This is a genomic window from Acidovorax sp. GW823-FHT02H02 (assembly GCF_058797075.1).
Genome location: NZ_JBXAJH010000014.1, coordinates 25492 through 48920 on the forward strand (window position 1 = coordinate 25492; position 23429 = coordinate 48920).

Sequence of the window (23429 nt, forward strand, 5' to 3'; positions counted from 1 at the left end):
CTCAGGCCTCCTGCTTGCGCAGCAGCAGTATCGCCGCGCTGACGATCACCGGCGCCGCGATCAGCAAGGGCCAGAACGACGGCAGCAGGCTGCCCAGGTCCAGTGCCTTGCTGAAAACGCCCCGGCTGATGGTCAGGAAATGCGTGGCCGGGAAAATGCGGCCCACGAAGGCGCCCACGCCTTCGAGCGAGGACACCGGGTTGATCAGCCCCGCGTACTGGATGGACGGAATCAGCGTGCCGATCATGGTGACGAACATCGCCGAAATCTGGCTGCGCGTGAAGGTGGAGGCCAGCAGGCCAATGCCCGTGGAAGACACCACGAACACCAGCGCCGCCAGCGCCAGGGTGGCAAAGCTGCCCTTGAGCGGCACGTCAAACACCGTGACGGCCATCGCGGTCATGAGCAGGAAGTTGAACATGGCCAGCACGATGTAGGGCAGCTGCTTGCCCAGCAGGAACTCGGCCCGCGTGACGGGCGTGACGTAGAGGTTGATGATGGAGCCCAGCTCTTTTTCGCGCACCACCGACAGCGCCGTGAGCATGGCCGGTATCAGCATCAGCAGCAGCGGAATCACGGCCGGCACCATGGCTGGCAGGCTCTTCACGTCGGGGTTGTAGCGAAAACGGGTCTCGACCGTGCTGGCCGTCGCCGGCCGCACGCCCAGCCGGTGCCGCGCCTGGTCGGCCAGCCACATCTGGTGCATGGCGCCGATGTAGCCGCGCACGGTTTCCGCACGCATGGGCATGGCGCCGTCCACCCAGGCGGCCACCTGCACCGGGCGCCCATGCTGCAGGTCGCGCGCAAAGCCGGGCGGGATCTCGATGACCAGCGCCAGCTCGCCGCTGCGCATGCGCTGGTCCAGCTCGGCGTGGCTGCGCACGGGCGGCTTTTCGATGAAGTAGCGCGAGCCCGCGAGGTTGAGGGTGTAGTTCTGGCTCAGCGTGGTCTGGTCCTGGTCGAGCACGGCGTAGCTGAGGTCTTCCACGTCCATGCTGATGCCGTAGCCGATGATGAACATCAGCAGGGCGGTGCCGAGCAGCGCCAGCGTGGCGCGCACCGGGTCGCGCCGCAGCTCCAGCGTCTCGCGCCACATGTAGCTCAGGGCGCGGCCCAGGTTGAAGAAGTCCCGGCGGCGCGGCGTGGCGGAGGGCGCGCTGTGCGGTGCGGGTTCGGTGGCGGCGGGTGCGGGCGTGCTTGGGGCGGGCGCGGCCCGCCGGGTGCCCGAGGCATCTTCCAGGTAGGCAATGAAGGCCTGCTCCAGCGAGCCCGCGCCGCGCTGCGCGGCAATGTCTGCCGGCGGCGCGCTGACCAGCACCTTGCCGGCATGCATGAGCGAGATGCGGTCGCAGCGTTCGGCCTCGTTCATGAAGTGGGTGGAGATGAAGATCGTCACACGGTCGCGCCGCGACAGTTCGATCAGCAGGCGCCAGAAATTGTCGCGCGCCACCGGGTCCACGCCCGAGGTGGGTTCGTCCAGGATCAGCAGCTCGGGCTGGTGCACCATGGCCACGGCCAGCGACAGGCGCTGGCGCAGGCCCAGGGGCAGGGCATCGGGCAGGCTGTCGATTTCGTCGTGCAGGCCAAAGCGCTCGACCATGGCCTGCACGCGAGCCTGCACCTGCGCCTCGGGCACATGGAACAGGCGCGCGTGCAGCACCAGGTTCTGCCGCACGGTCTGCTCGCCATACAGCGAAAACGCCTGCGACATGTAGCCCACGCGGCGGCGGGTTTCGATGTCGCGGGGGTCCACCTTCTGGCCGAACAGCCAGGCCTCGCCCTCGCTGGCCGGCAGCAGCCCGGTCAGCATCTTCATGGTGGTGGACTTGCCGCAGCCGTTGGAGCCCAGAAAGCCAAAAATCTCGCCACGGCGGATGCGGAAATCCACCTGGTCCACGGCCACGAAGTCGCCAAAGCGCATGGTCAGGCCCTGCGCCTCGATGGCCACCTGCGTGTTGTCGTCCAGTGCCAGCGGCGTGATCTCCACCGGCTGGTGGCCGCGTTTCTTTTCCTCGGGCAGCAGCGCGATGAAGGCGGCTTCGAGGTTGCGGGTGCCGGTGCGTTGCAGCAGCGCGTGGGGCGTGCCGGTGGCCAGCACCTGGCCGTCGTCCATGGCCACCAGCCAGTCAAAGCGCTGGGCTTCATCCATGTAGGCGGTGGCCACGACCACGCTCATCTGCGGGCGCTCTTGCCGGATGCTGGCGATCAGGTCCCAGAACTGGGCGCGTGCCAGCGGGTCCACGCCAGTGGTGGGCTCGTCCAGGATCAGCAGGTCGGGGTCGTGGATCAGCGCGCAGCACAGGCCGAGCTTTTGCTTCATGCCGCCCGAGAGCTTGCCGGCCGGGCGCGCCAGAAAGGGGTGCAGGCCGGTGCTGTGCGTCAGGTGGTCGATGCGCCGGCGCCGCTCGGCCGCGTCGTGGCCGAACAGGCGGGCGAAGAACTGCAGGTTTTCCTCGACCGAGAGCGTGGGGTACAGGTTTTTCCCCAGGCCCTGGGGCATGTAGGCGATGCGCGGGCAGACCGCATCGCGGTGCCGTTTGCTGCGCATGTCACCGTCCAGCACCTGCAGGCTGCCCTGCTGCAGCGCCCGCGCACCCGCCAGCAAGGCCAGCAGGCTGGACTTGCCCACGCCGTCCGGGCCGATGAGCCCGACCATGCGCTGGGCCGGCAGCTCCAGCTGTATGTCCGCCAGTGCCACGGTGGTGGCATAGCGCAGGCCCACACCGTCCAGACGGGCCACGCAGGGTAAAGCGGCCACGCCTTACTCCGGCAGCTTCACGGCCAGGTGGGCCGGCCACGGGGCCGCCGCATCGAGCTTGAGCCAGGCCATGCCGGGCAGGCCGGTCTTGACCAGCTGGGCATGCTTTTGCAGCAACTCGGGGGCGATCTGCGCCTTGACGCGGAACATCATCTTTTGCCGTTCGCTGGCGGTTTCCACCGTTTTGGGGGTGAATTGCGCGGTGCTGGCCACGAACGAAACCTTGGCCGGAATCACCAGCTGCGGCGCCGCATCGAGCACGATGCGCACCTCGCTGCCCAGGGCCAGCCTGCCGGCCACGGGTTCGGGCAGGAAGAAGGTCATGTAGACATCGGACAGGTCCACCAGATTCAGCACCTTGCCGCCACCGCCGATCACCTCTCCCGGCTGGGCAATGCGGTATTGCACGCGGCCGCTGCGGGGCGCCACGAGCGCGCTGTCGTCAATGTCGGCCTTGATGCGTGCCACGGATGCTTCGGCGGCCGTCACGGCGGCGCGCGCGCTGGCCACCTGGGTGCGTGCGGCGGTGATGGCGGCCTGCGCGGCGTCGGCCTGGGCCTTGGCCGCCACCACGGCGGCCTGCAGGCTGCGTTCGCGGGCGCGGTCGTCGTCCACTTCCTGGTCGGACGATGCGCCTTCGCGCACCAGCGTCTGCGAGCGGGCCAGACGCCGCTGCGCGGCCTCCAGCTCGCTCTGGCGTTGCGCCACCAGGGCCTGCACGGCCTGCCGGTCGCTTTCGCGCACTGCGACCTGGGCCTGGGCGCTGGCCACGGCGGCAACGGCCTGCTGGTGCCGTGCCTGGGCTTCGTCGCGCGAGGCTTCCAGCGTGCTGATCTGCATGTGGGCCAGGGTCTGGCCGGCGGTGACGAATTCGCCCTCTTTCACCACAATGCTCTGCACGCGGCCGCCCAGCTTGGCCGCCACGTCGATCTCGGTGGCTTCAATGCGGCCATTGCCGCTGACAAATCCGTCGCCGGGGCCCTGGGGGCGCAGCATGGACCAGGCGTAGGCGCCGCCGGCCAATACGGCGGCTGCAATGGCCAGGAGGATGAGCCGGTTCTTGAGGGTGGGGTTCATGGTGCTTTAACGAGGGGGCTCAGGGAACGGAGCCTGTGGGTGGCGTGGCCGTGGCCGGCGCGGCCAGCGCGCCACCGCCCAGCGCCGCATACAGGCCGACCTGGCTGGACAGGACGGCGCGGCGCATCTGCACCACCTGCTGCTCGACCACCAGCAGGTCGCGTTGGGCATCGAGCACCTCCAGAAAGGCGGCGGCGCCATGGTCATAGCGCAACTGGGACAGGCGCGCGCGCTCGCTCTGGGCGGCCCGCGCATCCTGGGCAATGGCCAGCTGGCGGGCCAGTGCCTGGCGCGCCACCAGCGCGTCGGACACATCGCGGAAGGCGCCCTGCACAGTTTTCTCGTAGTTGGCCACGGCGATGTCGCGGCGCACCTCGGTCAGCCGAAGGTTGTTGCGCAGGCGCCCGCCGTTGAAGAGGGGCAGCGAAATACTGGGCGAGAACGTCCAGGCCTGGCTGCCGCTGTCGAACAGGTCACCGAGTTCGGCGCTGGCGGTGCCCAGCGAGCCCGTGAGCGCCACGCGCGGGAAAAACGCCGCACGCGCCGCGCCGATCTGCGCCTGGGCTGCGCGCAGCTGGTGCTCGGCCGCCATGATGTCGGGGCGCTGGGCGAGCAGGTCGGAGGGCAGGCCCGCGCGCAGTGGCGGCATCGACAGGCTGTCCAGCCGCACGGCTACGGCGGGCGGTGCCACGGGCGCCCCCACCAGCAGCGCCAGGGCGTTGGCCTGCTGCGCGCGCGCCTGCTCCAGCTGGGCGCCCAGCGCCTGGGCCTGGGTGAGCAGTGTCTGCACCTGGGTCAGGTTCAGCCGCGAGGCCGAGCCCACATCCACGCGGCGCTGGAAGATGCGCAGGCTTTCCTGGCGGCTGGCGATGGCCTGGTGCGCCAGTTCCAGGCGCTCGTCGAGTTCCCGCAGTGCCAGTTCGCTCTGGGCGACCTGCGCGATCAGGCCCAGGGTGACGGCGTGGCGGGCCGCATCGGTGGCCAGGTAGTTTTGCAGTGCCGCATCGTTCAGGCTGCGCACCCGCCCCCAGAAGTCGATTTCCCAGCTGGCCAGGCCCAGGCCCGCCTGGTACTGGCTGCTCAGGAGGGGCTGGCCCGTCAGGTTCAGGTCGGCCGGCACGCGCGAGCGGTCCATGCCCGCCTGGGCGCCGAGGGTGGGCAGCAGATCGGCGCGCTGGATGCCATGGGCGGCGCGGGCCTCCTGCACGCGCAGCGCGGTGGCGCGCAGGTCGCGGTTGTTCGCCAGTGCCTGGGCCATCAGGGTTTGCAGGCGCGGGTCGGTGAAATAGTCGCGCCAGCCGGTGGTGGCGGCCGGGGTGCCCTCGTCTGACGCGGGCAGGGCGTAATGCGCGGGCACCGGCAGGGCGGGCGTCTCATGGGGCGGCGCCATCGAGGCGCAGCCGGCTAGCGCCCCGATGGCGGCTGCCAGGGTGACGGCGCGCCGTGCAGTTGGATGACTGGTGTGGTGCGGGTGGCGATCCATGGCTATTTCTGCAGCACATAGGTGCCCGGAGCGTCGCCGACGGGCTTGTAGGCGCCCGACCCTGTGCGTGGGGGCTTGACCGGTGCGCCCGAGCGCGCCTTCAGCCACGCCAGCCAGGCCGGCCACCAGGAGTCGGGTGTTTCCGGTGCAGCGGCCAGCCACGCGTCGGGCGGCAGGTAGTTGCCGCCCGCCGGGCGGGTCAGCATCTGGAAATGCCGGCGCGGGTTGCCGGGCGGGCTGACGATGCCTGCATTGTGGCCGCCACTGGTGAGCACGAAGGTGGTTTCGGAGGGGCTCAGCTGTTGCAGCTTGAAGACCGAACGCCAGGGCGCCACATGGTCGGTGACGGTGCCGACCATGAAGGTGGGCAAGGTGATGTCGCCCAGGGTCACGGGCTTGCCGCCCACCGGGTAGCGGCCTTCGCTGAGGTCGTCGTCGAGGAACAGCCGGCGCAGGTACTGCGAGTGCATGGTGGCCGGCATGCGGGTGGTGTCGGCGTTCCAGGCCATCAGGTCGTTCATGGGGGCCCGCTCTCCCAGCAGGTATTCGTTGACCAGGCGCGACCACAGCAGGTCGTAGGAGCGCAGCATCTGGAACGCGCCGGCCATCTGGGCCCCGGTGAGGTAGCCGGTCTGGGCCATTTGCGCTTCCAGCAGGCTGATCTGGCTGTTATCGATGAACAGGGCCAGTTCGCCCGGCTCGGTGAAGTCGGTCTGCGCCGCGAAGAGCGTCATGGAGGCCAGGCGCTCGTCCCCGTCGCGCGCCATGGCGGCGGCCGCAATCGCCAGCAGCGTGCCCCCCAGGCAGTAGCCGGCGGCGTGCACCTTGGCCTGGGGCACGATGGTGTTGACGGCGTTCAGTGCGGCGTGAAAGCCCTGGTCCAGGTAATCGTCCATGCCCAGATCACGGTCCTCGGCGCCCGGGTTCACCCAGGAGATGCAGAACACCGTGTGCCCCTGGTCCACCAGATATTTGATGAGCGAGTTGTGGGGCGACAGGTCGAGGATGTAGTACTTCATGATCCACGCCGGCACGATCAGGATCGGCTCGGGGTGCACGGCTGGGGTGGTGGGCGTGTACTGGATCAGTTCCATCACGCGGTTCTTCAGCACCACCTTGCCGGGCGTGATGCCCACGTCGCGGCCGACCACGAAGTTCTCGGCGCCAGCGGGTGGTGCGCCTGCGGTGTGGCGCCGGGCGTCCTCCAGCAGATGGAGCGCGCCACGCGCCAGGTTGGCGCCGCCTTGCGCGAGCGTGCGGTTCAGCACCACGGGATTGGTGGCCAGCTGGTTGCCGGGCGAGAAAATGTCCAGGAACTGCCGGGCCGCGAAGGCCACCATGTCTTCGTGATGCTTGTCCACACCCCAGACGCCGTGCGTTGCGGCGGCCCACCATTGCTCGGTGAGCACAAAGGACTGGTGCATGAGGTTGAACGGCCACTGCTGCCACGCGGGGTCGGCAAAGCGCCGGTCCTGGGCAGGGGTCGCCACGGCATGGCGGGTTTCCCTGTCGGGGCCGGCCGCCATCCGCGCCTGGGCATAGGCGGCCATCTCCTGCCCCTGGCGCAGCGCCAGGTGCGCCAGGTCCATGCACTTGCCTGGCGAGGCGGCCAGATGCAGGGCCCAGTCACTGCCCGCCATCAGGGCGGAGGCGTGGGACAGCGACGCAACGCTGCGGGCCAGTGCCGCATGGATGGCGGGGTCGAGCCTCTCGGCCATGGACAGGGGGGCATTGGCAGGGGTTGGCATGTCGGGAGTCTCCGGTGAAGAGCGGGCCAAGGGTGCTGGGATACTTTACGAAGTGGCGGCGCGCGTGAATTGACATGTGTCAATTTGTGGCGGATTGCCGACGGGACGGCCGCTGTCGGCGCACCAGCATAGGCAGGGACCAAGACACAACGATGTCCCCTGCCGAACGCGCCGTTGCGCGAGGCCCTGCGGCGCGGGTGTAGGGGGTGGGTGCCGGGATGTGAATCCGGCCGCGAATTCAGCCGGTCGCGAAGTGATCGAAGGAGGCGTAGCGCCGTGCGACCGGCTGCCCTTGCGCATCCACCAGCCGCAGGCCCGGCGCGGCCTCGATGCGACCGATGCGCGTGACGGGCGTGTCGCTGGCCAGGGCTGCGGCGGCCACCGCAGCGCGCCGGGCCTGCGGGGCGGTGAACGCCAGTTCGTAGTCGTCACCGCCCGCCAGCGTGCACTGGCGAATCAGTTCAGGGCCAAATTGGCAGATGGGGCTTGATGGAGAGGCGCTGGCAGCTATTAGATTGGAAGTGATGTGGGTGTCGAGGCACGCCCCGACACCCGACGCTTTCAGGATGTGCGACAGGTCGCCCAGCAGCCCGTCGCTCACATCCAGGGCACTGCTGGCCACGCCGCGCAGGGCCTGGCCCAGGGCCACGCGGGGTGTGGGCTGCTCCAGCCGCAGGCGGCTGGCGGCCAGCACCTCGGGGGGCAGGGTGATATGCCCCTGCAGCGCCTCCAGCGCCAGGCGGGCGTCGCCCAGCGTGCCGCTCACATAGATGTCGTCGCCGGGCCGTGCGCCGCTGCGCAGCAGGGCCTGGCCGGCTGGCACTTCGCCGAACACGGTGATGCAGATATTGAGCGGGCCCTGCGTGGTGTCGCCACCCACCAGCTCGCAACCCTGCGCATCGGCCAGCGCCAGCAACCCGCTGGAGAAACCTGCCAGCCAGGCCTCATCCACGCGGGGCAGCGCCAGCGCCAGCGTGAAAGCCAGCGGGCGCGCGCCGCAGGCCGCCAGGTCCGACAGGTTCACGGCCAGCGCCTTGTGGCCCAGGCGTTCGGGGGCTACGTCGGCAAAGAAATGCCGGCCCTCCACCAGCATGTCGCTGGACACGGCCAGCTGCATGCCCGGCGCGGGCGCCAGCAGCGCGCAGTCGTCGCCCACGCCGAGCGCGGCGCGGTGCACGGGCCGCGTGAAATAGCGTGCGATCAGGTCGAATTCACCCATGGGTGAGGATTGTGCGGTGTATCGAGTGCAGAGCCGCCGCGCAAGGGCCGCCAGTGCGCGGTACGGGCGCTGGCGGCGTCCCCCTGGGGGAGGGCGCCGAAGGCGACTCAGGGGGGATCAGTTCGTGCCACGAAAGCGCAGCGCGGCCTGGCGGCTGACTTCGGCCAGCAACTGCTCTTCGCGCTGGCGCTCGCGCAGCCAGCGGGCGTCGTTGTGGCCGGCTTCGGCCTCGGTGCGCAGCATGTGCATGGCGTTCGACGCGCCTTGCATGGCGGCGTGTCCGGCGATCTGGTCCATGGTCATGCGGATATGGTCGCGCAGCGGCATGTGGCTGCCGGTGGCCGGGTCCACATACACGGCGTCCATGCCAAAGCGGCAGGCCTGAAAGCGGTTGTAGGTGTAGACGAGGTAGTCGTCCTCCTGGGGCATGAACGGCTGCTCGGCCAGGAACCAGGCGCCCAGCGACTGCACGAAACCGGCCAGCGCGGCGGCGCGCTCGATCGTCAGCGGGGTGTCGAACACGCGGATCTCGATGGTGCCGAACTCGGGCTTGGGGCGGATGTCCCAGTAAAAGTCCTTCATGCTCTTGACCACGCCGGTGCGGGTCATCTTGTTGAAATAGGCCGTGAAATCGTCCCAGGTCAGTGCAAACGGCGCACGGCCCGACAGCGGAAACGCAAACACCGAGTTGAGCCGTGCCGAATCGAACGCCGTGTCCTGCCCCTGCACGTAGGGGCTGGACGCCGACAGCGCAATGAAGTGCGGGATGTAGCGCGACATGCGGTGCAGCATCAGCAGCGCCGCGTCGGCATCGGGACAGCCGATGTGCACATGCTGACCAAAGATGGTGAACTGCTTGGAGAGGTAGCCATACAGCTGCGACAGTTCCTGAAAGCGCGGTTTGTCGTAGATGCGCCGCTCATGCCACTGCTGGAACGGGTGCGTGCCGCCACCCACCACGGCAATGTTGAGCTTGTCGGCGCTCTTGACCAGGGCCTCGCGGATGGGACTGAGCTGCCCCAGCACCTCGCTGGCCGAATGGCAGATGCCGGTGGAGATCTCGATCATGCTGTTGGTCATCTCGGGGACCACGCTGCCGGGCAGCGGCACCTTGCGCATCAGGCGCAGCATGTCTTCGGCGTAGGGCGCCAGATCGTAGTCGTGGGTGTTGACCAGCTGCAGTTCCAGCTCGACGCCCAGCGTCAGCGGCTCGGAATGGTGAAATGCTTCAAGACTCACTGCTGTCTCCATGGCCACCGCGCGCGAGCGGGGCCCAGGGTTTGGAACTCTCGCCCGCACGGTAGATGGCCACCGTGGCGATCACGGCACCCAGCACTTCCATGAGCAGGATGGCCGGCAGCGCCACGCGGGCGATCAGATGGCCCGTGGAGGGCGATGCCACCACGAACTGCGACGCGATCAGCAGCGCGATGGACGACATGGGCGTCATGGCGCAGCCCACCCACAGGGCCTGGCGCCAGCTGGCGCCGCTGCCCACATTGCCCAGTCCCACGCCCACGGCCTTGGCCACCAGGCGCACGGCGATCAACGCCAGCACCACGCCGGCCACGGGGCCGCTCCAGTCAGCCTGCGCCGCCACCGTGGACACCAGCACGAACATCAGCATGGTGAGCAGCGACGAGGCATTGCCCAACTGGCGCGGCCAGGCCCAGGGGCGCGGATTGAGCTGCTTGAGCAGCATGCCGCCCAGCAGCGCCGCCAGGGGGGCAGAGCCGCCCATGTGCGCGGCCACGGCCGTGGCCGCGGCGATCAGGGCCAGCAGCAGCATGGAGGTGTTCTCGCTGGTGGGGTTCATGAAGCGCAGGGCCATGCGCAGCACCAGCGACAACACGGCCGCCACGATGATCGACACGCCCAGCACCACCACCACGGGATACATGGTGTCGAACAGCGTGACGCTTTGGCGGTTGATCTGCTCTGCGCGGGCGCTGCCCAGCGTCAGCGCATACAGGGTGGACAGGGTGGCGAGCACGATGGCGCGTTCGGTCACCGGGCCGGCTGCGCGGGTGTCTGCCACCACGCGCGTGAGCACGGCGGGCGAAGCCGCCAGCGCCACCAGGGCCAGGGGGGCGGCCACATGCGCGGGCATGTCGAGCCACACCAGCACCCAATAGACGGCAAAGTAGGTCAGTGCCGATTCGGCGATGCTCTGCACCAGCACCATGGGGTTGTGGCGAAACCAGCGCAGCGGAATGCGTCCACCGCATTCGAACAGCACGATGGAGATGCCGAGCTCCAGCAGAAACAGCCCGATGCCCTGCAATGGCCACACTGCCCCACTGAAGCCCGCCAGGCCGGCGACGGTGCCGACCAGGGAATAGCCCACCACCTTGGGCAGACCCGTGTGGCGCTGGGTGAGGTAGCCCACCATGGCGGCCACCGCCAGCAGCAGCGACCACTGCACCGTGGGCAGCCCCGCCGAAGGGCGCAGCCATTGGGCCCAGAAGCTCAGGATTTCATTCATGTCATAAGTCCTCTCCATCAGACGGGCAGCGCCCGGTGGACGGGAAGAAAAGGCAGGGCGCCAGCTGGCGCCGCGGTCCTTCCCGGCGGTTGCCTGAATTTACCTGCGCAAACGCGAGGCCTCTGTAGGACAGGGGCGTTCATGCTGGCGCAGACCAGTCACGCCCGAATCAGGCGGCCCGGCGTTCAGGGACGAAAAAGCTCAGAGGCGCCTTGCGCAGGCGGCGCCGCATCGCTGCATAGATGCGTGAACGGTCTACACCGCTCACGTTGTGGGCACGCAATGCCAGGCGAAAAGCCAGGTAAAAACTCACACTGACATTGAGGGCGCCCAGCAGGGGAAGGGTGGCAACGGCCCACCAGAACGCACTTTGGTGAAAGATGTCCCAGCCCAGTGCCGCCGTGGCCGCACCCAGCTGGCCCGAAGACAGTGTGACATGGCGCACATCCAGCCCCAGCCCGAAAAACCCTGCAAACGCCGGGACCAGGCCGAGCATGAAGCCCAGCGAGATGTTGGCGGCCAAGCCCGACAGGTTTTCGCGCAGGAAGCGCGCCCAGCGCGCGGCGCGTTCCTGGCCCAGGCGGGCGGTGATGCGCGGGTTGTAGCGCACGGCCGAGTCGAGCCGGTGCAGCACGAACCAGTTTTCGGTCCAGCCGGCGATGATGCTGGACGCGAACAGCAGCACGCCCGTGAAGGCGGCAAACAGCAGCGAGGGTCCCAGCAGGTGCAGGGACTCCAGCACCTGGCCCGCCTCGTCCGCACTGATGGCGGGAGAGCCCTTGGCCCAGGCGATCAGCAGTGCCAGGGCCAGAACCAGCGGGTACACCACCAGCACATTGCCCAGCACGGCCGCCACCTGCGAGCGCACCAGGTGGGTGACTTCGTCCACGAACGACTCGATGGCCTCGCCCGAAGCCAGTTCCTTGAGCTTGGCCGCCATGGCAGGTGCCGTCATTGCCGGCTGCTTGGTCGCCACGGTGAAATGCAGCAGCTGCACCAGCACAAAGCTCACCGCATAGTTCACACCGGCCCAGAAGCCGCCCCAGAACGCCGACAGGGCCAGCGCATACAGGCCAAACTTGGCCAGCGTGGTCAAGGCCATCACGGCGCCCCCACCGGCGGCTTTTTTCACCATCGAGCGGTACTCGGCCGCCGTGCGCGTGATGTAGTGCTCGCCCGTCTCGGCGCTGCGCTCGGCCACCTTGGCCGCCAGCAGCGAGGAGTTGGAGGCCAGCAGCGCCCGCAGGCTGCGCCGCTCCTGCCCCACCTCCACCAGGTGCGCCAGAAGGCGGGCCGCCGTGGCGGCGGGCTGGGGAGACAGCAGGCACTCGAGCAGCTCCCGCACCCGCAGGATGCGCGCGCGCAGCTGCCGCAGCCGGAACACCAGGTCCACGGAAATGCCGTTGTCCTCGAAGTGGGTGTACACGGTGGCCGCGGCGGCCCGGCAGGCTTCCAGGCGCTCGCGCAGGCGCTGGGCGGCCTCCTGCAGCCGGTCGGGTGTGCGCAGCGCGTGCAGTACCTCTACACGCAGGCTCTCCACGTCGCGAATCAGCGCATGAAAGGGCTGTGCTTCGCGGGCCGATTCACTCATGCGCAGGCGCAAGCCGGGCGCAAAACCAGTCGAAAGAATCTGCCCCGCGCAGTAGGTGATGGCGTCGAGCAGCGCATGCTGCCAGCGCGACGCACCCTGGGGGCTTTGCGGCATCAGCAGGGCCGCCAGTCGGTTCAGCAGGGTTTCGTCCAGCGCGCCGAGCCACTTGGCATCGAAAGCGCTGGGCAGAGCCAGTACGAAGAGTTCCGAGGCGTCAATGGTTTCGGGGCTGTGCGGCAGCAGCTGGTTGCGCAGTCGCTCGGCCGCTTCGCTGAGCACGGCCGTGTCCTTGGCGAAGCCAAAATCGGCCAGCAGCGTGGTGATGTCCACGGACTCCACGAGGGCGGCCCACCAGGCCTGCAGCCGGGGCTGTACGTCAGGGCGCGCCTCGACCGCTTCCAGGAACAGCTGTACGCGCGCCGTGGCGCCCGGCGCCGAATCGCGCGCGCCGCGCACCCAGTTCAGCAGGTCGATCAGCCACAGGTGGCGCTGTGCCATTCCTGCCTGCGGGTCCAGCGCCGCCAGCAGCCCTGCCAGCTCGGTGGCTGGCCGCTTCAATGCAGCACCCTGCCGGCCAGCGGTTGCCCCGAGGCCCCGGGATGGGTGGCCTCCAGCACAAACAAGGGTACCGGGCAGCTGAACGGCTCGCCGTCAACAGCTACGCAATGGAAGGTGCCATGCATGGTGCCGCTGGCGGTGCGCAGGCCGCATCCGCTGGTGTACTGGAACGACTGCCCGGGCTGGAGCAAAGGCTGCTGGCCCACCACGCCGAGGCCCTTGACTTCTTCCGTGTGGCCCCTGGCATCACTGATGACCCAGTGGCGCGAGATCAGTTGTGCGGGCGTATCGCCCGTATTGGTGATGGTGATGGTGTAGGCAAAGCTGAAGACGCCGGAGTCCGGGGAGGATTGTTCTGGCAGGTACTCAGGCTGCACCTGCACGTCAAACTGGTACTTGGACATGGACGGATGGTAACTGCGACAATCGCGCCATGAGCCGTACTTTTCGCATTGCCCCTTCGATCCTCTCTGCCGATTTCGCCCGCCTGGGTGAAGAGGTGCGCAGCGTCATTGCCGCCGGTGCCGACTGGATCCACTTTGACGTGATGGACAACCATTACGTGCCCAATCTCACCTTCGGCCCCATGGTCTGCCAGGCGCTCAAGCCGCATGCGAGGACGGCCGCCGGCGTGGCGGTGCCCGTGGACGTGCACCTGATGATCCAGCCCGTGGATGCCCTGGCCGCGGCGTTTGCCGAGGCGGGCGCAGACTACATCAGCTTTCACCCCGATGCCTCGGGCCATGTGCACCGCAGCATCCAGGCCATTCGCAGCAAGGGCGTGAAACCGGGCCTGGTGTTCAACCCGGCCGAGCCGCTGGATGTGCTGGATTGGGTGATCGATGACATCGACCTCATCCTGATCATGAGCGTGAACCCCGGCTTTGGCGGCCAGAGCTTCATCGATTCGGCCCTGCGCAAGATCGAAGCCGTGCGCAAGCGCATCGACGCATCGGGCAAGGACATCCGCCTGGAAGTGGATGGTGGCATTAAGGCGGACAACATCCGCCGCGTGGCCGATGCAGGTGCGGACACCTTTGTGGCGGGGAGTGCGATTTTCGGCAAACCCGATTACCAGGGCGTCATCGACGCCATGCGCGCGCAGCTGGCCTGAGGGCACTACCGGCTTTCATCGCAGGGTTCAGGACGCAGAAGCCAGTTGTTGTTGCACATGCGCCAGCAGCCCGTCACAGGCATCTTCCAGCAGGTCCAGCACATGCTCGAAACCCTGTGCATTGCCATAGTAGGGGTCGGGCACCACGGGGCTGTCATGGCGCAGGCAGAACTCGGTCAGGCGCCGCAGGCGGTGTTGCTGCCCGGGGGGGCAGCGGCGGTGCAGCTCTGACAGGTTGTCGTCATCCATGGCCAGCAGCAGGTCGAAGCGGTAGAAATCACCATCGGTGACCTGGCGCGACCGAAGATCGGCCAGTGCGTAGCCGCGCCGCCAGGCGTGGGCCTGTGCGCGCACGTCGGGTGGTTCGCCCAGGTGTGATCCGTGGGTTCCGGCGGAGTCGATGCGCACGCTTTCGACCAGCCCGGCGCGTGCGACACGCTGGCGAAACACACCGAGTGCGCTGGGGCTGCGGCAAATGTTGCCCATGCAGACGAAGAGAACAGAAAACTGGTTCATTTCCTTGAATGCCCCCGTCGTGTGAGGGCGCGATTGTAGGGGCGCTGCATTCGCCTGTTCCATCGAAATGTCACGGCTTGAGGCGCAAAACATTTGGAATAAGATGATCGGACAGCATGGCTTGCGGTGTGAAGCGCTGGCCATCCAGCAACGCCGCGTTGGTTCACGGTGAGACCCATGTCTGCAGATAAACGGGGGGCAAGCAAACCATGTTGATCCAGCCGGTGGTGTTGTCCGGCGGTTCGGGCACGCGCCTGTGGCCGCTGTCGCGTGAAAAATACCCCAAGCAATTGCTCGCGCTCATGGGCGACGATTCACTGCTGCAAGCGACCCTGCGTCGGGTGGAGGGGACGCCTGGCGCCGATATCGCACCACCGCTGGTGGTCTGCAACGAGGAATACCGTTTCGTGGTGGCGGAACAATTGCGTGTGATCGGCACGCAAGGCCGCATCGTGCTGGAGCCGGTGGGCCGCAACACCGCTCCGGCGCTGACGCTCGCGGCGCTGGCCGCGCAGTCTGGCGGTGCCGATCCGGTGTTGCTGGTCATGCCCTCGGACCACGTGGTTGCCCAGCCCGCAGTCTTCCAGGAAGGCGTGCGCCACGCCGCGAGGCTTGCGCAGGATGGCGCCATCGTCACTTTCGGCATCACCCCGGATCGCCCCGAAACGGGCTACGGTTATATCCAGGCGGGTGCCTCGGTGGGTGAAGGAGGTGCACGCACCATCACCCGTTTTGTGGAAAAACCCGATCTCGCCACGGCCGAAGGCTATCTGCAGGCGGGCGATTACCTCTGGAACAGCGGCCTGTTCGTGCTGCGTGCTTCCGTTTGGCTCCAAGCGCTGGAGCGGTGCCGTCCCGATATCCTGGCTGCATGCCAGGCGTCGTGGAAAGATGGCGTATCCGACCTGTCGTTTCTGCGGGTCGAGGCCGAGGCATTCGCTGCCTGTCCGAGCGATTCGATTGATTACGCCGTGATGGAGCGATTGGGCGGAGCGCAGTCTCTGCTGGATCTGCCATCGGGTGTGGTGGTGCCGTTGTCGGCAGGCTGGTCCGACGTGGGCGCCTGGGACGCATTGTGGCAAATCCTGCCCAAGGATGCGCAGGGCAATGTGGCGCAAGGGCGGACGCTGATGCAGGACAGCCGCAACACCTTGGCGCTGTCGTCGGGGCGCCTGCTGGCGTGTGTCGGCGTGCAAGGGCTGGTTGTGGTGGAGACGCCTGACGCAGTGCTCGTAGCCGATCAGCGCCACACCCAGGATGTGAAAAAAATCGTCGACCGTCTCAAACGTGACGGCCGAACCGAGGGATTGCTGCACCGCAAGGTATACCGCCCCTGGGGCTGGTACGACGGCGTTGACGCGGGTGAGCGCTTCCAGGTCAAGCGCATTCTGGTCAAGCCTGGCGGCAAGTTGTCGCTGCAGATGCACCACCACCGGGCCGAACACTGGATCGTCGTGCGTGGTACGGCCCGCGTGACCAAGGGCGATGAGGTGTTTCTGCTTTCTGAGAACCAGTCCACCTACATCCCTTTGGGGGTGACGCATCGCCTGGAAAATCCAGGCCAGGTCGATCTGGAGATGATCGAGGTGCAGTCCGGCTCGTATCTGGGGGAGGACGACATCGTGCGGTTCGACGACCTGTATGGGCGCTGATGACCGCGTTGACACCATTGGGCGGGAGCCACCTTGCATGAAGACCGAAAGAAAACCCCAGCATGTACTTGTGACCGGCGCGGCTGGTTTCATTGGCAGCCATGTGGCGGAGCGCCTGCTGGCGCGCGGCGACCGGGTTCTGGGCCTGGACAACCTCAATGATTACTATGATCCGGCGCTCAAGCAGGCCAGGCTCCGGCGACTCGAAGGGTCGCCAGGCTTTCGTTTTGTGCGGCTCGACCTGGCCGATCGCACCGGAATGGCCGAACTCTTTGCCACCGAACGTTTCGACGGCGTCATCCACCTTGCCGCCCAGGCTGGCGTGCGCTACAGCATCACCCATCCCAATGCCTACCTGGACTCCAACCTCACAGGTTTTGGCCATGTGCTGGAGGGGTGCCGCGCCCAGGGTGTCGCGCACCTGGTGTATGCGTCCAGCTCCAGCGTCTATGGCGGCAACACCAAGATGCCGTTTGCCGAAACCGACGCCGTCGACCACCCCGTGAGCCTGTATGCCGCCACCAAGAAAGCCAATGAGCTCATGGCCCATACCTACAGCCATCTCTATGGTTTTCCAACCACCGGGCTGCGCTTTTTCACGGTCTATGGCCCCTGGGGGCGGCCCGACATGGCTTACCACCTCTTTGCCCGTGCCATCCTCGCCGGCGAACCCATTTCAGTTTTCAACCACGGGGACATGCGGCGCGATTTCACCTACATCGATGACATCACCGAGGGCGTGTTGCGCGTACTGGATAAACCTGCTACCCCAGAACGCATGGGTGCAGCCCCTTACCGTGTCTTCAACATCGGTAACAGCGAGCCTGTGCCACTGCTCGATTTCATCCGTTGCATAGAAAACGCGCTCGGCAAGGCGGCTGTCCGGCAGCTGCTTCCCATGCAGCCCGGGGATGTGCCGGCAACCTATGCCAGCACCCAGGCACTGCGGGACTGGGTGGGTTTTGCGCCGTCGACGCCGCTGGCGGAAGGCATAGAGAACTTCGTGCGTTGGTACCGGGCGTATTACCGCTGCGCTTGAGTCTGCCGGCCAAGGGTTGCGAACGGGGGCGTTCGGGCGTTGTCCTCCGGAGGGGCACGGGGTTTGCCGTCAAGATGTAACGGCCCTGCGGGTATGGCTTCCAGGTTGGGAGCAGGTTTTTTGCGGTCAAAAAGGCATTTACGCGTGACATTCGTTCGGGGTATGCTGCAGCGAGGCTAGGTTATTCGGACTGTGGCCGTGCAAATGATGTAAGGGGTTGTGTCATGCAGAAATACGTTTCGACGCTCCTGGATTCCATGGTTCGCGCGGTGGCAATGGCCGCATTGGCAATGGCGGTGGCTGGCTGTGCGAGTTGGGCGGGAGCAGGCCATCCGGCAGCACCGGCCAAGGCATCCGCTCCGGATTACAACTACATCGTGGGGCCTGGCGATACGCTCAATATCATCGTCTGGCGCAATCCCGAGCTGTCGCAAGTGGTGCCCGTGCGTCCTGACGGGCAGGTGTCCACGCCGCTGGTTGACGGGCTCGTTGCGCAGGGTAAAACATCGGTGCAGATCGCCCGGGACGTTGAAAAGGAACTCGGTAAATACGTGCGTGATCCGGTCGTCACAGTCATCGTGACGGGGTTCGTCGGTCCCTACAGTGAACAGATCCGCGTGGTGGGAGAGGCCGCCAAGCCGCAGTTCCTGCCCTACAAGCAAAAAATGACGGTCCTCGATGTGATGATCGCCGTGGGCGGCTTGACCGATTTTGCGGATGGCAACCGCGCAACCCTCGTGCGCTCGGCCGAGGGCAGCAAGCGCTACAACGTGCGCCTGAATGATTTGATCAAACATGGCGATATCGGCGCCAATGTGGAAGTGCTTCCCGGCGATATCCTCATCATCCCCCAAGGGTGGTTCTGACTTGCCTGAGTAAGGACTGGTGCCGGCGAGGCGCCCGGCGAACAGGACATGTGTGGAGGGGGATCGAATGGATGAGTTGCTAGGCCAGATCACCACAGCCGTTCGCGGCATGTGGATCTATCGCCGTTTAGCCATGCTGATCACCTGGCTGGTTGCTGCGGTGGGGGTGGGCGCGGTGCTCATGATGCCGGATCACTACCAGGCTTCGGCGCGCGTATTTGTCGATACGCAATCCATCCTGCGACCCCTCATGACGGGCATTGCCGTGCAGCCGAACATCGAGCAGCAGGTGGCCATGCTCAGCCGCACGCTCCTGAGTCGGCCGACCGTGGAGCGATTGGTCCGCACCGTTGACCTGGATCTGGGCGCGAATTCCAAGGCGGCCAAGGATGCGGTGGTCGACACCGTGACCAAATCCATCAGCATCCAGACCACGGGGCGGGACAACCTCTACACGTTGTCCTATCGCGACCAGAACCCCGAGAAAGCGCAGCGCGTCGTGCAGGCATTGCTGACCATCTTCGTCGAATCCAGCCTGGGTGCATCGCGCCAGGATTCGGACAGTGCGCGGCGTTTTCTGGACGAGCAGATCAAGAGCTATGAAGCCAAATTGACGGACGCCGAAGGTCGCCTCAAGGCATTCAAGCTGCGCAACATCGAATTGCAGTCCCAGAGCGGCCTGGACTCTGCGGGGCGGGCCGCAGAAATCGGCAACCTTCTCAGTCAGGCCAGGCTGGAACTGCGCGAGGCCGAGAGCGCGCGCGCGGCGGCAAGTCGCCAGTTGGAAATGCTGCGCGCGCAAACTGGCGAGTCACTCCTCGGTTCTGCGGTCGGCATACAGACGCCTGAACTGGACGCACGCCTTTATGAGCAGAAGCGCAATTTGGATACGCTGCTTCAGCGCTACACCGACGAGCACCCTGATGTGGCCAACACGCGCAGATTGATCGGGGAGCTTGAAACGCAAAAGCGTCGCGAAATGGAAGAGCTGCGGCGCAAAGCCCAGGCGGCGCCCGGATCGCCGGCAGTTCAAACCAACCCGGCGGCGGTGGAGCTCAGCCGCATCTACTCTGCCGCCGAGGTTCAAGTGGCTTCGCTGCGCGCGCGGGTGGTCGAGTACGAGTCACGCGCCAACCGTGTTCAGCAGCAACTCAAGGTGGCTCCGCAGTTGGAGGCAGAGTTGGCGCAGCTCAACCGGGACTATCAGATCAATCAAAAGAACTACGCTGATCTGGTGTCGCGCCGTGAGTCGGCCATGATGTCGGGGCAGCTGGAAAACACATCCAATGTGGCCGAATTTCGCGTCATCGACCCGCCGCGCGTGGCTCCCAAGCCCGTTGCGCCCAATCGGGTGCTGCTGATGCCAATCACCTTGCTGGTGGCCTTGGGTGCGGGGCTGGGCATGGCGTTTCTCATGAGCCAGATCAGGCCGGTGTTCTTCGATGGGGTTGCCTTGCGCCAGTTGACCCAGCTGCCGTTGCTGGGGGTGGTGGATCTGATCCCCAGTGACGATTTCCGCCAGCGCGAGTCGAGAAGTCTCAAACGCTTCATCATGGCCTTGCTGGCGCTCGTTTTCCTCTACGCGGGCGGCATGCTTGCGCTGTCCTACCTGTCGGGCCTTCTGGGGTGACATGCCATCATGACAAGTTCCATTGAAAAAGCGGCCCAGCGGCTAGAGCAATTGCGCAAGGCGGGGGCGCCCATGCCAGGCAACGGCGTGCCATCTGAAGGGCCTGCCGCGCCGGGCACCTTGCCGCAGTTCACACCAACGGACTCGCCCGCAGAAGATGTGGCCGTCGATGTGCAGCGCAGCGAGCCGGCTTCCAGGCCGGGGTCCAAGAGCGTGCATATCGATTTGACGGCCTTGGCTGCGGCAGGCTTTGTCACGCCTCATGCGCCTCGATCCGCCACGACGGACCAGTTTCGTGTCATCAAACGGCCACTCCTGGAAAATGCAACGGGCAAAGGTGCATCGGTGGTGGCCAATGGCAACCTCATCATGGTCACCAGTTCGTTGCCCGGAGAAGGCAAGACCTTCACTGCCATCAACCTGGCCATGAGTCTGGCCATGGAGCTGAACCACACGGTGATGCTGGTGGATGCCGATGTCGCACGCCAGTCCGTCATGAAAACGCTGGGTTTGCAGCCAGCACCCGGGCTGCTGGACTTGTTGCTGGACGACAAGATCGGACTGCCCGACGTACTGTTGCGCACCAACATTGACAATTTCACGCTGTTGCCGACGGGGCTGCCGAACCCGCGTGCGACCGAATTGCTGGCCAGTGATGCCATGGTCGCCCTGCTCAACGACATGGGCAAACGCTACAGTGACCGCATCATCGTTTTCGATTCGCCTCCCTTGCTGCTGACCACCGAAGCGCGGGTGCTGGCCAGTCACATGGGCCAGGTCGTCATCGTGGTGCAGGCAGAGAAAACGCTCCAGTCCCAGGTCCAGTATGCCCTGTCCACCATCGAAGCCTGCCCCATCAGGCTCATGGTGCTGAACCAGGCGCGCAGCCGTGGCCTGGGTGCCTATGGTTATGGATACGGTCATGGCTTTGGTTACGACCAGAACGTCGGCGAGCCCAGGCCAGCCAACGCCGTGGCATGACTTAAAAGGAGAACGCGCGTGAACCTGTCGCAGCGGCGCACCGCAAGTATTTCCCTTCGCCGCGCCTCGTTGGTGCTGGCAATGGGGCCGATACTTCTGCCTGGCACGGCCACGGCGCAACAGGAAGATGCGCAGGCAGCAGCACGCCAACCCAGCCTGGTCTTTGAGCCGCGGGTTTCGGTGCAGCACACCATCACCAACAATGCCCGGCTGAATGCCACCGGCATCAGCGACCAGGTGACGGAGGTGATTCCAGGGTTTCAGCTGATCAGCAACACGGCCCGTGTCAAAGGGTTTGTCGATTACTCGCTGCACGATACCTATTACGCACGGGAGTCAGGCTTTAATCAGATCCGGCACAGTCTGAATGCCCGCGCTGTCGTCGAGGCGATCGAGCAATGGGCCTTTATCGATGTGTCCGGCGTCGTCGCTTCACAGCCCATATCGGCTTTTGGTGCGCCGGTGGATGGTTCTCCCGCCAACCCCAACACTTCTCAAACTTCGAGTTTCCGCTTGTCGCCGTACCTGCGAGGTCGTCTCGGGTCCGCGGTGGATTACGAGGCGCGTTATAGCGTGCAAGACACGCAGACCAAGACAGGCAGTCGTTCCGATGTCACGGCACAAGACTGGCTCTTGCATCTGGGCAACAGGGGAAGCGGTAAATTACTGGGCTGGTCCGCAGATGCCACCCATCAGGTCGTCGATTATTCGCTCGGTCGGAGTATCGAAACCACGGCGCTGCGGGCGCGGGTGAGTTGGGCTGTCACGCCGCAATGGGTTCTCACAGGGATTGGTGGAACCGAATCTACCAATCAGCTCTCGCCGACACAGGAGTCTCACCGCATCTCGGGTTTTGGCGTCAACTGGCAGCCATCGGAGCGCTCGCGACTGTCTTTTGAACGTGAGAGCCGTTACTTCGGTGAATCCCACAACGCTGCACTGGAGCACCGCACCGGGCGCACCGTCTGGCGCTACACCGATGTCAAGGCCATTTCCAACGGGTTGGGCGCGCAGTCGGCGTCGCTGGGGTCTCTGTTCGATCTGCTGGAGGGCTTCTACACCCCCCTGGAGCCTGACCCCATTCGGCGTACACAGCTCGTACTGGCAGAAATTGAACGCTTGGGTTTGCCTGCCAACGTCCAGGTTTTTCAGGATTTCCTCCGGTCATCGACCGCGTTGCGGCGGGTGCAGCAACTTTCCCTGGCACTGCTGGGTCAGCGCAGCACCATCACGCTGGCCGTTTCGCGTTCGGATACGCGTTCAATTGGCGGTGTGCTCCAGCTGGGCGATGATTTCGACGCCAATTCCCGCATTCGCCAGCACGGCTGGAACCTGTGGCTTGCGCACCGTCTCACGCCAAATTCCTCGGTCCATGCGAATCTGGGAGTGCAGCGCAGTGAAGGCAGTTTGCCAGGGCTGGAAACCCGGGTGCGCTCACTCGTGTTGGGCTGGAATACGCTGTTGGCCCCTCGCACCAGTGGGGGGCTCCAGATACGCCGCATTGTGTCTGATGGCGTCACCAGCCCCTACCGCGAATCGGCCATCGTCGGAACGATCACACACCGGTTTTGATCCATGTATGAAGCGTTCTATGGGTTGAACAGCAAACCCTTCCAGCTCAATCCCGATCCCGGCTTCTATTTCAGTAGCAAGCAGCACCAGCGTGCACGCGCATATTTGGAATATGGCGTGATGCGCTGCGAGGGGTTCATCGTGATTACGGGGGAGGTCGGGGCGGGCAAGACCACGATTGTCCGCGGTCTGATCGACAGCCTGGATCCTGAAACCGTCGTGGCAGCCCATCTGGTGAGCACGCAGTTGGGTGCCGAAGATACCTTGCGTTTGGTGGGCGCCGCTTTCGGGATCCATGTGCGGGGTGTCTCCAAAGCAGACCTGCTGCTGGCACTGGAGGCCTTTTTCGTCGCCCAGACGCTGCAAGGAAAACGATGCCTGCTGATCGTTGATGAAGCGCAGAACCTTCAGCCGCAGGCGGTGGAAGAGCTGCGCATGCTGTCGAATTTCCAGAATGGCCAGGACGCACTGCTGCAGACTTTTCTGGTGGGCCAGCCCGAGTTCCGCGAAATCCTGCAAAGCCCTGGCATGGTGCAACTGCGCCAGCGCGTGACTGCCACATGCCACCTGGGGCCCCTGGAGGCGGATGAAACCCGTGAATACATCCAGCATCGCCTGAAATGTGCGGGTGCCAGCGACAAGCCTACCTTCGACCCCGCAATATTCGATGGCATCTACCGCTACACAGGCGGAATTCCGCGGCGCATCAATACCTTGTTTGACCGCATCCTGTTGCAGGGTTTCCTGACGGACCGAACACACATTGATCAGGAGCTGGTCGACGAGATCATTCAAGAAGTTCAATCTGAAATGCTGGTGTCGTCCAAGGCCGCATCCCCGTGGGAAATGCCATTGAGAGCTGCGACCCGCAGCGCTGCACACGAAGAACTGGTGGATGGCGAACTGGAATCGGAGACCTTGGGCCTGGATCTGGAGAGTTCTCTCGCGGACAGCATGTCCCAGCAACTTGCGCACATGACGACCGAACAACTGAGTGCACATTTGTTGCGGATAGAGCGCAGCGTATTGCGCCAGGAGCGCGTGATCCTGGAAATCTTGGTGAATCTGCAAAAGCTGGTGGTTGCAAGTCGGCATTCGCGCTCAGACAGCGCCTCCGGCTAGAACAGGGAGTCCACCGCC

The 23429-nt window shown here is 65.6% G+C and carries 18 protein-coding genes; 8 read left to right on the forward strand and 10 right to left on the reverse strand.

Translation table 11 applies throughout. The annotated features are described in order from the left end of the window. Window position 1 precedes the first annotated feature (1 nt). From rbbA to apaG, 9 genes are all read right to left on the reverse strand, one after another. Window positions 2-2758, reverse strand: a complete 2757-nt coding sequence (gene rbbA, locus AC1RDS_RS15110; protein WP_092699474.1) for a ribosome-associated ATPase/putative transporter RbbA — start codon at window positions 2756-2758, stop codon at window positions 2-4. Between the two features lie 3 nt (window positions 2759-2761). Further along, complete coding sequence (locus tag AC1RDS_RS15115; RefSeq protein WP_092699476.1) at window positions 2762-3835, reverse strand: HlyD family secretion protein; 1074 nt, start codon at window positions 3833-3835, stop codon at window positions 2762-2764. A 19-nt stretch (window positions 3836-3854) separates the two neighbouring features. After that, a complete protein-coding gene (locus AC1RDS_RS15120; RefSeq protein ID WP_287878478.1) occupies window positions 3855-5318 on the reverse strand; it encodes an efflux transporter outer membrane subunit in 1464 nt (487 codons plus the stop codon). 2 nt (window positions 5319-5320) lie between these two features. Then, on the reverse strand, window positions 5321-7066 hold the full coding sequence (locus AC1RDS_RS15125; RefSeq protein ID WP_287878476.1) for an alpha/beta fold hydrolase: 1746 nt from the start codon (window positions 7064-7066) through the stop codon (window positions 5321-5323). 238 nt (window positions 7067-7304) lie between these two features. Then, window positions 7305-8285: a thiamine-phosphate kinase gene (gene thiL, locus AC1RDS_RS15130; protein WP_287878473.1), complete on the reverse strand. Its 981-nt coding sequence runs from the start codon at window positions 8283-8285 to the stop codon at window positions 7305-7307. 117 nt (window positions 8286-8402) lie between these two features. Continuing rightward, a complete protein-coding gene (locus AC1RDS_RS15135) occupies window positions 8403-9524 on the reverse strand; it encodes a YbdK family carboxylate-amine ligase (protein WP_092699484.1) in 1122 nt (373 codons plus the stop codon). Beyond that, window positions 9514-10770 (reverse strand): cation:proton antiporter domain-containing protein, encoded by a 1257-nt coding sequence (locus tag AC1RDS_RS15140; RefSeq protein ID WP_092699486.1) that lies wholly within the window; start codon window positions 10768-10770, stop codon window positions 9514-9516. The genes AC1RDS_RS15135 and AC1RDS_RS15140 overlap by 11 nt, the downstream gene beginning before the upstream one ends. Window positions 10771-10939: 169 nt before the next feature. Then, window positions 10940-12859 carry a site-specific recombinase gene (locus AC1RDS_RS15145; RefSeq protein ID WP_492227152.1) on the reverse strand — a complete coding sequence of 640 codons (1920 nt, stop codon included), beginning with the start codon at window positions 12857-12859 and terminating at the stop codon, window positions 10940-10942. A 56-nt stretch (window positions 12860-12915) separates the two neighbouring features. Further along, window positions 12916-13323 (reverse strand): Co2+/Mg2+ efflux protein ApaG, encoded by a 408-nt coding sequence (gene apaG, locus AC1RDS_RS15150; RefSeq protein WP_092699488.1) that lies wholly within the window; start codon window positions 13321-13323, stop codon window positions 12916-12918. A gap of 29 nt (window positions 13324-13352) precedes the next feature. Between apaG and rpe the strand changes: the two genes are divergently transcribed. Next, window positions 13353-14033, forward strand: coding sequence for a ribulose-phosphate 3-epimerase (rpe, locus tag AC1RDS_RS15155; RefSeq protein WP_092699490.1), 681 nt, complete (start codon window positions 13353-13355; stop codon window positions 14031-14033). 27 nt (window positions 14034-14060) lie between these two features. On the opposite strand, the gene AC1RDS_RS15160 is transcribed toward rpe, so the two are convergent. Further along, a complete protein-coding gene (locus AC1RDS_RS15160; protein WP_092699492.1) occupies window positions 14061-14549 on the reverse strand; it encodes a low molecular weight protein-tyrosine-phosphatase in 489 nt (162 codons plus the stop codon). Window positions 14550-14758: 209 nt separating this feature from the next. Between AC1RDS_RS15160 and AC1RDS_RS15165 the strand changes: the two genes are divergently transcribed. The 7 genes from AC1RDS_RS15165 to AC1RDS_RS15195 all read left to right on the forward strand — a co-directional run bounded on the left by AC1RDS_RS15165 (window position 14759) and on the right by AC1RDS_RS15195 (window position 23411). Next, window positions 14759-16201, forward strand: a complete 1443-nt coding sequence (locus AC1RDS_RS15165; RefSeq protein WP_092699493.1) for a mannose-1-phosphate guanylyltransferase/mannose-6-phosphate isomerase — start codon at window positions 14759-14761, stop codon at window positions 16199-16201. A 37-nt stretch (window positions 16202-16238) separates the two neighbouring features. Then, window positions 16239-17240 (forward strand): NAD-dependent epimerase, encoded by a 1002-nt coding sequence (locus AC1RDS_RS15170; protein ID WP_492227123.1) that lies wholly within the window; start codon window positions 16239-16241, stop codon window positions 17238-17240. A gap of 224 nt (window positions 17241-17464) precedes the next feature. Then, window positions 17465-18106: an XrtA/PEP-CTERM system exopolysaccharide export protein gene (locus AC1RDS_RS15175; RefSeq protein ID WP_492227124.1), complete on the forward strand. Its 642-nt coding sequence runs from the start codon at window positions 17465-17467 to the stop codon at window positions 18104-18106. A 67-nt stretch (window positions 18107-18173) separates the two neighbouring features. Further along, window positions 18174-19736 (forward strand): XrtA system polysaccharide chain length determinant, encoded by a 1563-nt coding sequence (locus AC1RDS_RS15180; protein WP_092699498.1) that lies wholly within the window; start codon window positions 18174-18176, stop codon window positions 19734-19736. A gap of 9 nt (window positions 19737-19745) precedes the next feature. Then, window positions 19746-20717, forward strand: coding sequence for an XrtA-associated tyrosine autokinase (locus AC1RDS_RS15185; protein ID WP_287878456.1), 972 nt, complete (start codon window positions 19746-19748; stop codon window positions 20715-20717). An 18-nt stretch (window positions 20718-20735) separates the two neighbouring features. Further along, window positions 20736-22289 carry a TIGR03016 family PEP-CTERM system-associated outer membrane protein gene (locus AC1RDS_RS15190; protein ID WP_244273697.1) on the forward strand — a complete coding sequence of 518 codons (1554 nt, stop codon included), beginning with the start codon at window positions 20736-20738 and terminating at the stop codon, window positions 22287-22289. Between the two features lie 3 nt (window positions 22290-22292). Then, on the forward strand, window positions 22293-23411 hold the full coding sequence (locus AC1RDS_RS15195; RefSeq protein WP_092699504.1) for an XrtA/PEP-CTERM system-associated ATPase: 1119 nt from the start codon (window positions 22293-22295) through the stop codon (window positions 23409-23411). Window positions 23412-23429: the final 18 nt, after the last annotated feature.

What these genes read in the sequence shown, in the direction of transcription:
- AC1RDS_RS15115 (WP_092699476.1), bottom strand. Translation starts at nt 3,835, where the DNA reads ATGAACCCCACCCTCAAGAACCGGCTCATCCTCCTGGCCATTGCAGCC.
- AC1RDS_RS15120 (WP_287878478.1), bottom strand. Translation starts at nt 5,318, where the DNA reads ATGGATCGCCACCCGCACCACACCAGTCATCCAACTGCACGGCGCGCC.
- AC1RDS_RS15125 (WP_287878476.1), bottom strand. Translation starts at nt 7,066, where the DNA reads ATGCCAACCCCTGCCAATGCCCCCCTGTCCATGGCCGAGAGGCTCGAC.
- thiL (WP_287878473.1), bottom strand. Translation starts at nt 8,285, where the DNA reads ATGGGTGAATTCGACCTGATCGCACGCTATTTCACGCGGCCCGTGCAC.
- AC1RDS_RS15140 (WP_092699486.1), bottom strand. Translation starts at nt 10,770, where the DNA reads ATGAATGAAATCCTGAGCTTCTGGGCCCAATGGCTGCGCCCTTCGGCG.
- AC1RDS_RS15145 (WP_492227152.1), bottom strand. Translation starts at nt 12,859, where the DNA reads ATGGCACAGCGCCACCTGTGGCTGATCGACCTGCTGAACTGGGTGCGC.
- apaG (WP_092699488.1), bottom strand. Translation starts at nt 13,323, where the DNA reads ATGTCCAAGTACCAGTTTGACGTGCAGGTGCAGCCTGAGTACCTGCCA.
- rpe (WP_092699490.1), top strand. Translation starts at nt 13,353, where the DNA reads ATGAGCCGTACTTTTCGCATTGCCCCTTCGATCCTCTCTGCCGATTTC.
- AC1RDS_RS15160 (WP_092699492.1), bottom strand. Translation starts at nt 14,549, where the DNA reads ATGAACCAGTTTTCTGTTCTCTTCGTCTGCATGGGCAACATTTGCCGC.
- AC1RDS_RS15165 (WP_092699493.1), top strand. Translation starts at nt 14,759, where the DNA reads ATGTTGATCCAGCCGGTGGTGTTGTCCGGCGGTTCGGGCACGCGCCTG.
- AC1RDS_RS15170 (WP_492227123.1), top strand. Translation starts at nt 16,239, where the DNA reads ATGAAGACCGAAAGAAAACCCCAGCATGTACTTGTGACCGGCGCGGCT.
- AC1RDS_RS15175 (WP_492227124.1), top strand. Translation starts at nt 17,465, where the DNA reads ATGCAGAAATACGTTTCGACGCTCCTGGATTCCATGGTTCGCGCGGTG.
- AC1RDS_RS15180 (WP_092699498.1), top strand. Translation starts at nt 18,174, where the DNA reads ATGGATGAGTTGCTAGGCCAGATCACCACAGCCGTTCGCGGCATGTGG.
- AC1RDS_RS15185 (WP_287878456.1), top strand. Translation starts at nt 19,746, where the DNA reads ATGACAAGTTCCATTGAAAAAGCGGCCCAGCGGCTAGAGCAATTGCGC.
- AC1RDS_RS15195 (WP_092699504.1), top strand. Translation starts at nt 22,293, where the DNA reads ATGTATGAAGCGTTCTATGGGTTGAACAGCAAACCCTTCCAGCTCAAT.